Genomic DNA, 13,830 nt, shown 5'->3' with positions numbered 1-13,830 from the left:
TTGAGAAATGATTTTGATCAAAACCGCTATCTCCATTAATTAATTTTTATTCCAGTTCTGTATTGAGCGATTTTATTTGCGCTGGGCTTTTATCCATAGGATAGTTAACTCAAGCCTACTAAACGTGCTGTAACTAAATAGGATTATCATGAAAAAAGTTTTACTTGCCACCAGCTTAATCGCCTCGTCATTTTCTGCATTTGCAGCCGATTTAACCGTTGAAGAACTGCGTATTGAAAAAGCCAGCAAAGCCATGCCAAAGGTGTTGAATGCTTTTGCTGATGAAGTAAACCAATTTGAAAAACAGTGGCAAGCTACCACAAGTTACCAGCAGGCGAGTGACCTTATCGATGACTACGCCAAGCAATTATGGCGAGATGCGAAAGCCCGCATTATTAAAACTAACAGTTTCGACGACCGCGAACTCTATTGGGCACGTTTACTTTCAAGCAAGATTATTCGCACCAGCAAACCAAAGTTTGCAATGACAGACAGTGAACAAACCGCATTATTAACAAGGCTTGAAAATGGCAGCCGAGGCCGAACAGAGCTTGATTACAGTAAAAAAACCGATAAGCGTATTTTGATTACAGGTTTTGATCCTTTCTTATTGGATAAAAATATTAATCAAAGCAACCCGTCAGGTGTCGCAGCCCTGTTACTTGATGGCCAAGTTATAAATTATAAAGGCATAAGCGCTGAGATTAATACAGTGATGGTGCCAGTACGCTATGAAGACTTTGATCAAGGTATCATCGAATCATTATTTGCACCTTATTACGCACTTAATAATGTCGATATGATCGCCACTATTAGTATGGGCAGAGAAGACTTTGATCTTGAACGCTTCCCAGGTAAGCGTCGCAGTGTAACAGCGCCAGATAACGCCAATATAATCTATGGTGGCACGGCCACTGCCCCAAAGGTTTCAAGCCTTAATGACCGCCCACTACCTGGTAACGAATTTGTGTTATTCAGCTTACCAGTTAAGCAAATGCAACAAGCTAAAGGGCCATTCATAATTAACGACAACCACAAAGTCGTTACACTTGAAAAAGCATTTGAGCCAAAATCACTTAAAGAATTAGAAGGTGCGATTGCGGTAAAAGGCGGTGGCGGCGGCTACTTATCCAATGAAATTTCGTACCGTAGTATTCGCCTGCGTGATGAGCTTAATTCAGACATCCCTACAGGGCATATTCACACCCCACGTATTCAACAATTTGAGCCAGAAACAGAAGCTAAAATTGTTAAGCAAATTAAAGCAATGCTTGAGCAAAGCTTAGTTGCAATTTAAAAAATAAAGCTCAGCTATTAGACTATAGCTGAGCTTTATCACCAGCAACACAGCAATTGCGCCCCTGCTTTTTGGCTTTATATAGCGCATTATCAGCTATTTTAAATAAACTATCTGAATCAAACGCCTCATTAGTGGCTTTACTGGCAACGCCAATCGATAAAGTAACATAGCTTAAGTCTTCGCGACCTTGGTGGGTAATGTGAGCTGATTCAACAGCATTACGCAGGGTTTCTGCCACTTTGAGTGCCTCCTGCTTATCAGTATTACTGAGCACAATTACAAATTCTTCGCCGCCATATCGAGCAACAAAGTGATTGTCTGGGTTGGTATTATCTTTAAGGAGATTGGCAACCTCACATAGCGCTTTGTCACCTTGATCATGCCCATAAAAGTCATTGTAGAGTTTAAAGTGATCGATATCAGCTACGATCAATGAAATAGGCTGTTTAGCTGATACAGCATCACTGGCAAGCTTTGCAAAGTGTTTATCTAGAGCCCTACGATTAGCAAGCTCCGTCATTGAGTCTGTATTACTGATATGGTTTAACTTCTCATGGCGAAGAAATATTTCTTCACGTTGGTTTTCAATCAGAGTAAATAACTCATTCATTCCCCTTCCGAGCTGGTGTAATTCGTTATCACCGTAATACTCGTCTCTAGCACTAAAATCGTTATTGCTTATTGCTGAATTTACTAATGTATAAAGCTTTCTAAGTGGTTTCAAAACCTGTTGATTTATATATAAATAAAACAAAATAAACACTGAGCCAGAAATAAATAACCCAGTGATTAAAGAGCTATCAAACAAACTTCGATCGTAAGTACGCTCACGCGATTTAATAGAAAGTACAAATAACAAGTTACCCTTTTGGTCATTAACTCCTAAGTAAAGACGCCGATTATGTTGGGAAGCACCCATTACGCTACGATTATCACCAAATACTCTGGTTAAATGATCTTTATATTTAAACACTTCGTCCGTGCCATAAAAGCGAATATCATTTGCTAACCCTGGGGTTAAATTTTCTACAAAACCTTCATCAATAAAGCTCCACAGCAGCAAAGTCCCTACAAATTTACCCGAGCCATCAGACTTCGTTACATTGTAAGCAATTGTCAGGACTGGAGATTTGTCTATCGTGATAAATCGGACTTTATGAACTAACGCTGATTGGCTATTAGCTATATCATCAGATAAGACTATTAAGTCGTTTTCTTTCAACAAATGGGAGGTTTCTAAGATCTTTGGTGAGTAAGTCAGATAATCATTATTAAAACTGCCACCTCCGATAATATTTGCCTGCGTATCATATAAATACCAACCATTCACGTCTAAACGTTGCAGTGCGTCAGCAATAACATAATCATCATTAAACCACTGGGTATCACGTTCGTACGCTGCCACATACATGGTATCCCAAGCGGAGCTATCAAAAACCATTTTTGACAGCGCATCAATCTCTTGCTGAAGTTGAGACTCCACTCGCTGAATATCAATCCTATCGTTTTGCTTTGTCATCGCTTCAAAGGTTGGCAATATCCATAATTGCCTGATGATTGTTTGCGCAAGCAGAATAGCAATACACGCAGCTGTAAAAGCGAGCAATAAGCGTTTTCTTATCCTCGAGCCAATCACCATAAAATACCAAACCAAACTGCAATCTAAAGACGATAGTATTAAAAAGTATAACCTTGTTTAGTAGGTTTGCTTGCTAGCCTTTAATTAATAATCAAATTAAAAGCTCTAGCCACACAAAAATTGTAAGTAGAGAAATTGTAAAACCCTTGTTTGTATCTAAACTTTTAGTATGACGTTTTATTGAGTTACTTTATGAAAGGTATCGTCTTTACCGAGTTTTTAGAAATGGTTGAAAATGAGTTTTCTTTTGAGGTGGCTGACAAAATCATTGAAGAAAACTCACTTCCTTCAAACGGCGCCTACACCAGCGTTGGAAATTACGACAATAAAGAACTGCTAATGTTGGTCAGCTCATTAAGCAGACATATCAATAAACCTGTTAATGAGCTGGTTCATGCCTACGGTAAGTATTTGTTAAAACGCTTTTTTGTTTTGTTTCCACACTTCTTTAATAATGTCGAAAGCACTTTTGACTTCCTTGATACCATCGACCGGCACGTGCATATTGAGGTTAAAAAGCTCTACCACGATGCTGAGTTACCAAGTTTTGAAACAAAACGAATTAGCAAGAACGAGATGAAAATGTTTTATCGCTCAGGTAACCCATTTGCTTGTTTAGCTGAGGGCTTGATTGAGGGAGCCTGTGAACATTTTAATGAAGTAATTACAGTTAAAAGCGAGATTGACGAAAACTTCCAATCTGTCATTTTTACCCTAACAAAAGAAGCTTAATGTGGATGAAGAACTCTACAAACGAAGAATAGAACGAGAGCGCAAGGCCAGAAAAGAAGCCGAAGCACTTTTAGAACAGAAGTCCTTAGAGTTATATGAAGCAAATATGACGCTAAAACATGCGGCCGAAAATCTAGAAAAAGAAGTCATCACTCGCACCCAAGATTTAAATAAAGCAAAAGAATTAGCCGATGCCGCCAATCAAGCTAAATCGATGTTTTTAGCAAATATGAGTCATGAAATCCGCACACCTATGAATGCAATTTTAGGTATGGCCCACCTAGCTCTCAATAGCGATTTGACTGACAAACAGTATGATTACGTCGAAAAAATCCAGCTTTCAGCTAAATCGTTGCTTGGTGTTATCAATGACATTCTCGACTTTTCTAAAATAGAAGCCAATAAACTCGAACTTGAAAATAGTGATTTTAATCTAAATGACTTCCTCGCAAATCTAGCAAATCTAGTCAGTAGTTTAATTGAGCAAAATAACACTGAAGTAATCTTTGATATTGATGATGGCATTCCTGAGTTTTTAATCGGTGACACTCTTAGGCTCAATCAAGTTTTATTAAATTTACTGAGTAATGCAATTAAGTTTTCAAATCAGAAAAACGTTATGCTTAAAATGGCGATAGAGTCACAAACAAATAAAAGTATTTGTATTAATTTTCAGGTGATTGATCAAGGTATTGGCATGTCTGAGGAGCAAGTAAATAATGTGTTTAAGCCCTTTTCACAAGCCGATGTTTCTACAACACGTAAGTTTGGTGGTACAGGCCTTGGCCTTGTTATTAGCAAAAAGATCCTCGAGCTTATGGGAGGTAACATTGAGGTTAAAAGCCAATTAAACAAAGGCAGTTGCTTTAGTTTTACAGTGTCATTCGCTAAATCATCCAAACAAAGTACTCACGACACAAACGTTTTTAAACAAAAGCATGCTCTTATTATTGAACAAAGCAACCGCCCTGAAGCAGTTTTACGGAATATGCTCAATACATTAGAAATCAACACCCATACTATTAACTGTAAAGATGAAAGACTGTTAGAAGTCAGTATTAGCCATGACTATGACTTTATTTTTTTAGACTGGCATGTTCTAAACTATGAGCAAAATAACATTTTGGAGAACCTCAAACAGCAGCTTTCTATCGACATTACAAAAACCATTATTCTCGCTTCTTATGAAAACCAAGAGGTTAAAAACACCCTTAGTACACTTAATAAAACCGTTGAAGAAATATTATTAAAGCCAATTATTAAAGGAAATCTACTCAAAACGCTTGAGCATGTTATGGGTATCGCCACGAAAAAAGATAACAGTGTAGACAACACATGCTTTAAAAAGTTTGCTGGCTCAAAAATACTGCTTGTTGAAGACAACCCCCTCAACCAACAAGTCGCATCGCAAATACTGCGCTCAAATGGATTTATTGTTGATGTCGCCGAGGATGGCATAGCGGCCATTGAAGCTGTCGAAAAAGACTCTTTCGATTGTATTTTAATGGACTGCCAAATGCCAAAAATGGATGGTTATACCGCTGCTAATAAAATTAAAAAGCAATCAAAGTATGCCCATATTCCTATTATCGCCATGACTGCCAATACTATGGAAGCCGACATAACTAAAGCCAAAGAATCGGGGATGCAAGGTTACATAGCCAAGCCTATAGAAGTACAAAACATGTTTGAAGTAATTGCAGCACATTTAAGCCAAAAACAACCCTAATCAGCGAGCTCTATTAATTTTTGTTCTGCTAACGAGCCGTTTTGCTTACGAAACTCATTGGGGTTTATCCCTACACTGCTTTTAAAAACACGATTAAAAGTAGCAAGCGAAGAAAAACCACTTTCAAGTGCAATACTTAGAATGCTCCAATGACTTGCTTCGTCTTTTAGGAGCAACATTTGCGCATGCTTTACTCGATACTGATTAATAAATAAATTAAAATTAGTGGCTTTAAAATGATGGCGAATAGCGCGGCTAATTTTATACTCAGGTACTGCTAAAGCTTGTGCAAAGTCAGAAATTTTCAAATTAGTTTGCAAATAAACCTGTTGCTTAATAATAAGTGCTTCTATGCCCTTGGTCAGCTCAGGCTCTATTTCTCTATTTTCTGACGGCTCAATTTTTTTAGTAGCTTGAACTGCCCTTTCAGAGTTCACCTCTTCAATTTCAGCAGATTCAGTTACACAAGGATGGGGACGCTTTTGCAAAAACATCACTAACTGCATTGCAAGTACGATTAACAAGGCGGATGTGGTAATTATAAGTGGCTCAAACTGTTGAAATTCGCTTTCACTAAATAAAAACTTAGGCAGTATGCTGGCATTAAATACTGCTAAAAAGTAACAACTAGCAAAAATAGTTGCCTGCCACTTTTGCGTTCGTGTTTTACCTTTATAACCTCGTAATGCTTCCCAAAAGGACAGCACCAGAATACTCGAAGATAGCAGCACAGTTATTTCACCCATACCTTGCTTTAAACGCCACATGAATTGGCTATCTGGGAAAATCTGCGCATCAACACTTACCAAATAATGCCAAGTTTGATTAAACATAATCAAACCTGCAATAGTGCTGGCTACAGCAATATGCACCATGGAAAAAGGCTTGTGCTCACGAAACAAAGTGCGTGATATAAGCCAAGACATATTACATGTTGCACAAGTAAATAAACCGATTAAATAGCTGTAAACACCAATACTCGGTGCACTGATTTTTTGCACCCCAACCATGCAAAGCGAACCACAAAAGACAGCAAACAGATAATGAATAAGCTGCTTATCTTTTTTCATGCCATTTAGCAACATTAGCCCCATACAAACAAAAACGAGTAAGTAATAAGGGGAAGTATTTTGCATAACTCTGCATACCTTAAATTGGGAGTTTGATGAATAATTTACCAATCAGGTAAGTTTACTTTTTCAAAATCAACATGGCAAAAAGAGTTTGTTAGTGAATGTGTCAAACCCTGCATTGGCGGTCATAAATAAACACAATATTTCATTGATCAAATTCCGAATTTGATAAGAAATATTTCTCTAGCCCTTTATATTTGCGGTATTAGCAAAATGTAATGGAATTGATGATGTTTAACAAAAATAGCAAACTTACACCTTTGAAGGCGCTCAGATACAGTAAAAAGCTTTGGTTTATTTGCTTATTACTGGCACAAATTTGCTTTGTGGGTTATCTCATTCTTGGTTATGGAGTGACAAGTATGACCACAGGTCTATCTGGTTGGAATCGACTTAACAACACCGCTTATGTAGCAAATGATACCACGGGGAATTTGATGTATGCAGTGCATGTATTATTTGCTGTAGTGATGATTCTTGGCGGAAGCTTACAGCTTATTGAAAAATTACGTGCAAAATACAAAACCTTTCATCGATATAATGGCCGTGTATTCGTTGTTTTAGCTTGCTGTATTTCATTTGCCGGCATGTATTTAATGATAGTAAGAGGCACCGTTGGTAACACCTTGATGCATGCGCTGACAATGTTTGGCGGCTTAGTGGTTATCATCTCAAGTCTATTTGCAGTGAAAACTGCGCGGGCTCGTAACTTCAATGCGCATAAAACTTGGGCGATACGTTTATATCTCGCTGCTAATGGTGTGTTGTTTTTTAGATTACTGATATTTGCATGGTTTTTAGTATTTGGCAGCTTAGGGGTCGATAGCAAAACATTCACAGGACCTGCCGTGCTTGCCGTTAGTCTTTGCTCTTACATGATACCTCTTTTCATAGCCGAGCTTGTCCGCTATGCTGAACAAACTAACCATAAATTTATTACAATCGGAACGGCATGTTTGATGGCGTTTATATCTGTCGTGTTCTTAATCGGTTTATTTGGAGTAACGCTGGCAAACTGGTACCCCGCTATCATTGCTTAACCAAGCTTTAAAGCTAAAAAAGCCACCCAAGTAGGTGGCTTTATGATCTGAGTTTACGGCTCTATAAAGTTAATAGAGTTCAAATAACGGGCGACCATTTTCGTCATACTTCACTTCTAACACACGTGCGTGACGGTTTGGATCATAAAGAGGATCTTTTATAATCTCCTCAAGTGGACGGGTGTCTGTTTTTGGCACCACACTCGGCTCACCCACTGCGTGCTCATAGTCACGAGCATGGTAAATACACAGTGGCGTTTCACCATCTTCAGCAACAGTAAAACAGTTGTGACCCGGACCAAAGATTTTCTTTTCAATATTCGTCTCTAGCACTGGCGTACGTGTTTTAGTCCACGAATTGCGATCAAGTAAATCGCTATTTTCATCTGCTTCCATATAGCCCATGCAGTAGCATGCACCCGTTGCGCTTGCAGAGAAAGCAATGAAGATTTTACCGTTATGTTTTAGAACTGCTGGGCCTTCGTTAACCCAAAAGTCCACGCGCTCCCAATCGTAATCAGGCGTAGTCAGCATAAACTGTGCAGTTTTTAGTTTAATTGGTGATTCCATTTCAGCTAAATAAAGGTTTGATGCAGCAAATTGGCCGCCTGTTTTTTCTGCCCAGCAGAAGTAACGCTTACCGTTATTTTCAAAAATGGTGGCATCTAAAGAAAAGTCAGTGAACGACTTTTCATCACCTTCAGCAGTTTGCATCATGCCAAGTTCAACCCACTCATCATTAAGCGGATCTTGACCTTTACACTCAAGTACATATGGACGTAACGCCCAAATATCATCTTCTTCACTGGCTGCAAAGTAGATATACCACTTGCCATCAAGATAATGAATTTCAGGCGCCCAGATATGACGACTCATTGGTCCGCTGTCGTGTTTAAACCAAATATCAAAGGTTTCAGCATCTTTTAAACCTTCTAATGTCTCAGACTTACGAAGCTCAATACGGTCATAAGTTGGTACAGAACCTGTAAAATAATAAAAACCATCGCTGTGCTTATGCACAAATGGGTCGGCACGCTGCTCTACTAACGGACTGTTTGTTTGTAATGTCATCTTGAAACCTGATCGTTATACTTGTAATTTGTATTATTTTATTACTTTTTAGCAAGAACACAAATATAACATTATTTTTAACAGACAGTGAAAAGAAATGTAAGCTGCTCTGTGAGTTTCAATGTACGAGGAATTAAAAAGTATGAACCTAGCTCGTTATCAAACATTTATGGAAAAAGGGGGCTTCCCCCCTTTGTTTGGGATCACTAAAACGAGTCTTTTTTAAAACTCCTCTTAGATTTTTTAGATAAGACGAGATCAACTGCCATTACGTCACCCGATACCTTTTTCACTATTAAAGTGTGTGCCCCAGCTGATAAATCATGTTTTTCAAATATAATACTTTGCACTTGACGGAAGTTATTTTCATCAAAAGTTGAAAACTGTCCTTGATATTGACCATCGATGAGAATCTCAACAGTACCTTGATCAGCAGCTTTTGATGTAGCAAATACAATACTTGAACCTTGGAAATCATAACTAAAGTAAGCACCATTAATCATTGTAATGTGCCTATCTTGCATATACTCACCCATATTTGTTTGGCTCGCGCTGATCCAATATCCACTTTCGCTATAACGTATCCTTGGATCATCATCATTTACCAACTCGAGGCTTGAATAGGTGGTGTCACTTGTTGTGCCAAGTGCATTACCAATAGTCTGAATTTGCACCAGACGATCAGCAATCCAGCTGCCATCGGCATTGATAGCCACATCTAACGTTATCAACCCACCTTCATCAACAATTAGCTTTACTCTGTTAGCTATTTCTGTGTTCGAATACTTTAAGCTGCTCTTTACTTGTCCCCATCCCACTAAAGAGGTATAGGTAAATCCATGCCACTGCACTTTTGAACCTAAAGCTGTTATGACTTTTTTAGAAGAAGGTGCCTTAGGTAACTCGTTAGTTTTACCTGATGTGTATTGGCTGTGTGGTTCTTTGGGTGCAAAGCTATGCTCATCACCAGCATGAAAACTGATCGTCGCATTTGGGTTGCCACTTCGAACAGACTGAGCAAGTTGATCAGCAACGAAATAAGCATTCTTTGCCTCGAGTTTTTGTTTCGATTCATCTGCTTCAAACCAATTATCAAACCACCAGCCAGCGATGTTGGCTCCCCAAGCCTGTGATCTTTCGCTGATAAAACCGGTTATAAACCAATCAGGGTAAGGTGCTTTGGTTTTTGTACCCGTCCACCTATCCCCTAAGTGCGAAGGTATATAAGCAATTAGCTTAATGCCTTTTCGTTTAAGTGCTTTGGCTAAATCCAAAACAAGGTCACGGGTTGGCGTGTAATCAGCCTGATTTGAGTTAACTTGGGTGATACAACCAGGCGCAACTTTTTTGCTTGGGCATGCTGGCGAGTGTAAGTCGTAAATATCACTCGGGGTCGATAAATAACCTCTATTTTGAGTAATCGTAAAAATTACATAGCTATAACCAAGCTTGACTGCTTTATCTGCATAATCGTTGACATCAAAACCATTAACGTAGTGATTCCATTCGTTGTAGTCTGTTATTTTATACCATGCATTATCTAGAGTACCTCCAGCAAGGTAATGATGACTTATCCCCCACTTTGCATCTTTCATCCAGTTAACTTCGCCTGGTAACTGGGATGCACTCGAACTTAAACTGGCAATGACTACTGTAATAACAAATATAACTTTAGAGGAGCGACTTTTCATCACTACTAAACCACATGAAAGCTGACACTTGCACGAGTTTAACCATTTACATTTAATCAACAATAAGCTTGCTCTAGGAAATCGTCATCCAAATCGCTACATCACTCAATAGTAAAAGATTAAGTAGTTGAAAATTAGACATTAAAAAACCTTGTACTATGTGAATTTTCTGATTCGTAGACAAACATTAGATTAGTAAAAATGTTAGCGCTTTAGTTATCAGCTGAACTTCTAAATAATTATGTTGTAGGTGATGAACCTACACTAAAGCCTTCTGAGGAGTCTTTTTTGTAAGGCTAACCTTTCAAAAAAATGCTGTACCAATTTAATTGGTACAGCACCTACAAAATTCAATTAGTTTATAATGTCTAAACTTTAAGTTTACGTCTACACGCAACCATAGCAAGTAACAAAGACATTAAGTAATACATACTACCGCCTGAGTCTGAGCCGGAATCAGAGCTTGACCCAGAATTGTCTGCTTTACCAACAATATCTATAACTACAGTTTTAGTATCTGATGAAGCAAATTTATCTTTTGCTCGATAACTAAAGTTTACTGAGTAAGAAGACTCCCCTGCCGGTTCGTAGACAAATAATCCAGTATCCTTATCAAAACTAAGCTCACCAGTACTTGGGCTCGTTACTAGTTCAAATTCTAACTTATCACTATCTTCGTCATTGCCAATAAAACGACCATTAACTACCGTTGAATAATAAGTTTCATAACTTAAATTTGTAACCTTTGGTGTTGTATTTGTTAATTCAACAACAACATTGGCAAGCGCAGTCTCTTCAAGTGAATCTTTCGCGGTAAAAGTAATTGAAACAGGCTGTAATGATTCACCACTCGGCGTGTATTTTATTTCACCCGTATTTTGATCAAGTAACTCAATTTGACCATGCTGAGGCTCATTTTTTACAGTAAAAATAAGCGGCTCATCGTCTGCATCTGAAGCAGGCAGATTAAGTATCAAAGGTGTATTCCAGTGCGTTGTAATCGTAGAGTTTTCAACGGCCGGAGCCTGATTAGTTAACGTAGCTTTAAACTTTGCTAGCTCAGAGCGTGAACGGCCTTTTACTGTATAAAACGCTAATTCATCAACACCTACAGTGCCGTTAGGGGTATATGTGAACTGTCCAGTTTGACGATCAATAAATGTTAATTGACCAAGGCTAGGGCTATTTTCAAATACCACAAAATCAATATTACTTAAATTAAGATTAACTTCGACTGGCGCAAGTACATGAGATGTGATCTCGCTATCTTGCGGTTTAGCTAAAGGTTCTGCCGCTTCATTCGAGAATACCTCTATAGACTTCCCTGAAAGCAATGAATAGTCCACACCATTATAAGTTGCACTCACGATAGAACTGCGTTGATTTGCACGCGCTATTTCATAAAGCAGTTCATCATTATTTAAGTCATACTCTCCAAACTTATCTTCACAACTAAATAAAATGAAGCCTGCGCGTGTAGACACTATATTGTTTAATGAATTGTCACATAGTTTCGCAACTTCTGACTTTTCTCCTGATTCTGTCAAAGAGAATAAAAGACCATATTGATCAGCAGCATAGAGTACTTTTTTACCACCGATAACAACCCCCTCTAGCGACTTAAAACTGCCGTTTAAAGAGTAATTAGTTACACTATTATCAGTGTAGTTATATTTAACTAATTGGTTAGCGGTTAAAGCAAATAGTTCTTTATTACTTTCTTGTGTATCTATGCCTGCAACTATGCCAGAAACCCCACTCCAAAAGTCCTGTAAACGAGGTGAACGCTTAATTAGTTCACCGGTTTGTCCGTTAAAAACTCGTATATAAGAGCCTTCACTTCCGGTATGCGATGCGCCATTGCCAACAATTAGCTCTAAGAAACCATCTTGATTGATATCATAGGCTTCAATCGTTGAAATTTGGTCGCCACTTTCAAAAGGTACCGTGTACAGTAAGTTTCCATTTTCTGGCGAAAATACTTGTATGTTTCCTGTGTAAGTTTCTGACCCTGCTACGATTAAATAGTTTTTACCATCATTGAATAAATCAGCTGTAACCACATACTGATAATCATTCCAGCCATCTGTTAAATCAACGTTAGTTAGCAATTGCTCATTTGTTTCGATATCGACAATTTGAAGTTTATTTGTGCCATTTTCAGAAAAAATGGCATCAATTCCACCTTTACCGTCAATATCAGCAAGGCCTAATAAAAACTGCGAATAGCTAAAGATCGTTTGCGACCATTGCTTAGACTTGTCTTCAACAGTATAAATATGAAACCCATCACTACCTGAAGACGTATAACCAGCTCCCCACGCAATATCTGTTTTGCCATCTAGGTTAAAATCGTCCACCAAAATACTTGAAACACTGTGTTCAGGGTTATTGATCTGCCAAAACTCCTGACCTGTACTTAAAGACAAAGCATGTATTTGTCCCCATTGACCATCGCCATATACGAGGTCTTGGGCGCCATCATTATTGATATCTGCAACTATAACTCTTGAAATATCTAAATCGCTATTCGCTGTCCACACAATACTGTCTGTATTTGGACTAATTAGTTCAATCGAGTACCAAGCATTTCCATTGATTACTTCATCTAAGCCATCTTGGTTAGTATCAACACTTTGTAAATGGATACCAGTGAGTTGAGTACTCAATGTTTTTATATAATCTATTGTATTTTCAGAGATACGATACAACTTGCCATCTTCAAGCATTAATTCGTGAACATTTTGTTCGGTAAACGAGCCAACAACAAATTTGTTACCGTAATACTCAAGTTGGGAAATAACTGAAAGGTCTGACTGGTCTAGTATTAAAATTTGGCTATTGGCAATAGCAATAAGCTCGTCCTGACCGTCGTTATTAATATCTCTTGCCATAACTGATTGGCTAGAAATTACTTCCTTTGTACTTTCGACTTTCATTGTTAGTAAGTTAATTTTTACTATCTGATTGCTCGTCATAAGTATTAAATAATATGTATCATCGGCAATGTTTTTTACCAATGTACTATCAGTGATGTAATCCTGAGAATCGAAACCTTCAACGACTGAATATTGATTGTCTTTATACTCAATAATATTAAAATCGTTTTGTTACACCGAAATAATTTGCTTATTGCCATTACCGTGCAAGTCAACAGAATAAAGACCATTAAGACCTGTTGAATTACCCAAAGAGTAACGACGATATACAGATGTTAATTCTAGGCTTTCATCGGCAAGAGCATTGGATAAGTTTAGCCTTGAAGCTCTGTCTAAATTTGCATGCGAATTGTTTTCATTGCGGCTAGTAAAATAAGTTTTGTCGTAGTTAATCTGTTGCGAACTCAAAAGTGTCGCATCACCAAATTGGTTGTAATGTGTCGTATTTTCTGTGGCTAAAAGTGATTGCGAACAAAGTAGCAATGCAAGGTAAGTTAGCTTGGTCATTTCCCTATCCTAAACAGCTTATAATTTTTATTTTTACTCACAACAAATA

General features: G+C 38.0%; 10 protein-coding genes. 4 read left to right on the top strand and 6 right to left on the bottom strand.

Annotated elements, in window-relative coordinates; all coding sequences use genetic code 11:
- Positions 1-148: 148 nt before the first annotated feature.
- On the top strand, positions 149-1,297 hold the full coding sequence (locus L1D46_RS08810; protein ID WP_178927277.1) for a hypothetical protein: 1,149 nt from the start codon (positions 149-151) through the stop codon (positions 1,295-1,297).
- A 22-nt stretch (positions 1,298-1,319) separates the two neighbouring features.
- Here the strand turns inward: L1D46_RS08810 and L1D46_RS08805 are convergent, their stop codons facing one another.
- On the bottom strand, positions 1,320-2,939 hold the full coding sequence (locus L1D46_RS08805) for a diguanylate cyclase (RefSeq protein ID WP_239977387.1): 1,620 nt from the start codon (positions 2,937-2,939) through the stop codon (positions 1,320-1,322).
- 192 nt (positions 2,940-3,131) lie between these two features.
- On the opposite strand from L1D46_RS08805, the gene L1D46_RS08800 reads away from it, so the two are divergent.
- Positions 3,132-3,671 carry a heme NO-binding domain-containing protein gene (locus tag L1D46_RS08800; RefSeq protein ID WP_239977384.1) on the top strand — a complete coding sequence of 180 codons (540 nt, stop codon included), beginning with the start codon at positions 3,132-3,134 and terminating at the stop codon, positions 3,669-3,671.
- 1 nt (position 3,672) lies between these two features.
- On the top strand, positions 3,673-5,400 hold the full coding sequence (locus L1D46_RS08795) for a response regulator (RefSeq protein WP_239977382.1): 1,728 nt from the start codon (positions 3,673-3,675) through the stop codon (positions 5,398-5,400).
- Here L1D46_RS08795 and L1D46_RS08790 read toward each other — a convergent pair.
- Entirely contained in the window at positions 5,397-6,536 is a 1,140-nt protein-coding gene (locus L1D46_RS08790; protein ID WP_239977380.1) for a helix-turn-helix domain-containing protein, read from the bottom strand. The two genes, L1D46_RS08795 and L1D46_RS08790, sit on opposite strands and share 4 nt — an antisense overlap.
- Positions 6,537-6,760: 224 nt before the next feature.
- On the opposite strand from L1D46_RS08790, the gene L1D46_RS08785 reads away from it, so the two are divergent.
- Positions 6,761-7,573, top strand: a complete 813-nt coding sequence (locus L1D46_RS08785; protein ID WP_239977378.1) for a DUF2306 domain-containing protein — start codon at positions 6,761-6,763, stop codon at positions 7,571-7,573.
- A gap of 69 nt (positions 7,574-7,642) precedes the next feature.
- On the opposite strand, the gene L1D46_RS08780 is transcribed toward L1D46_RS08785, so the two are convergent.
- From L1D46_RS08780 to L1D46_RS08765, 4 genes are all read right to left on the bottom strand, one after another.
- Complete coding sequence (locus L1D46_RS08780) at positions 7,643-8,644, bottom strand: glycoside hydrolase family 43 protein (protein WP_239977377.1); 1,002 nt, start codon at positions 8,642-8,644, stop codon at positions 7,643-7,645.
- Positions 8,645-8,850: 206 nt separating this feature from the next.
- Positions 8,851-10,335 carry an alpha-L-fucosidase gene (locus L1D46_RS08775; protein WP_239977376.1) on the bottom strand — a complete coding sequence of 495 codons (1,485 nt, stop codon included), beginning with the start codon at positions 10,333-10,335 and terminating at the stop codon, positions 8,851-8,853.
- A gap of 368 nt (positions 10,336-10,703) precedes the next feature.
- Complete coding sequence (locus L1D46_RS08770; protein ID WP_239977375.1) at positions 10,704-13,229, bottom strand: Ig-like domain-containing protein; 2,526 nt, start codon at positions 13,227-13,229, stop codon at positions 10,704-10,706.
- A 216-nt stretch (positions 13,230-13,445) separates the two neighbouring features.
- On the bottom strand, positions 13,446-13,781 hold the full coding sequence (locus L1D46_RS08765) for a hypothetical protein (RefSeq protein ID WP_239977374.1): 336 nt from the start codon (positions 13,779-13,781) through the stop codon (positions 13,446-13,448).
- Between the last annotated feature and the right edge of the window lie 49 nt (positions 13,782-13,830).

Origin of the sequence: Pseudoalteromonas sp. Isolate3, from assembly GCF_022398505.1 — a bacterium.
Classification (GTDB): domain Bacteria; phylum Pseudomonadota; class Gammaproteobacteria; order Enterobacterales; family Alteromonadaceae; genus Pseudoalteromonas; species Pseudoalteromonas apostichopi.
Note: the sequence above shows the minus strand (reverse complement) of the source record. Positions and strands in the feature narration are given on the sequence as shown.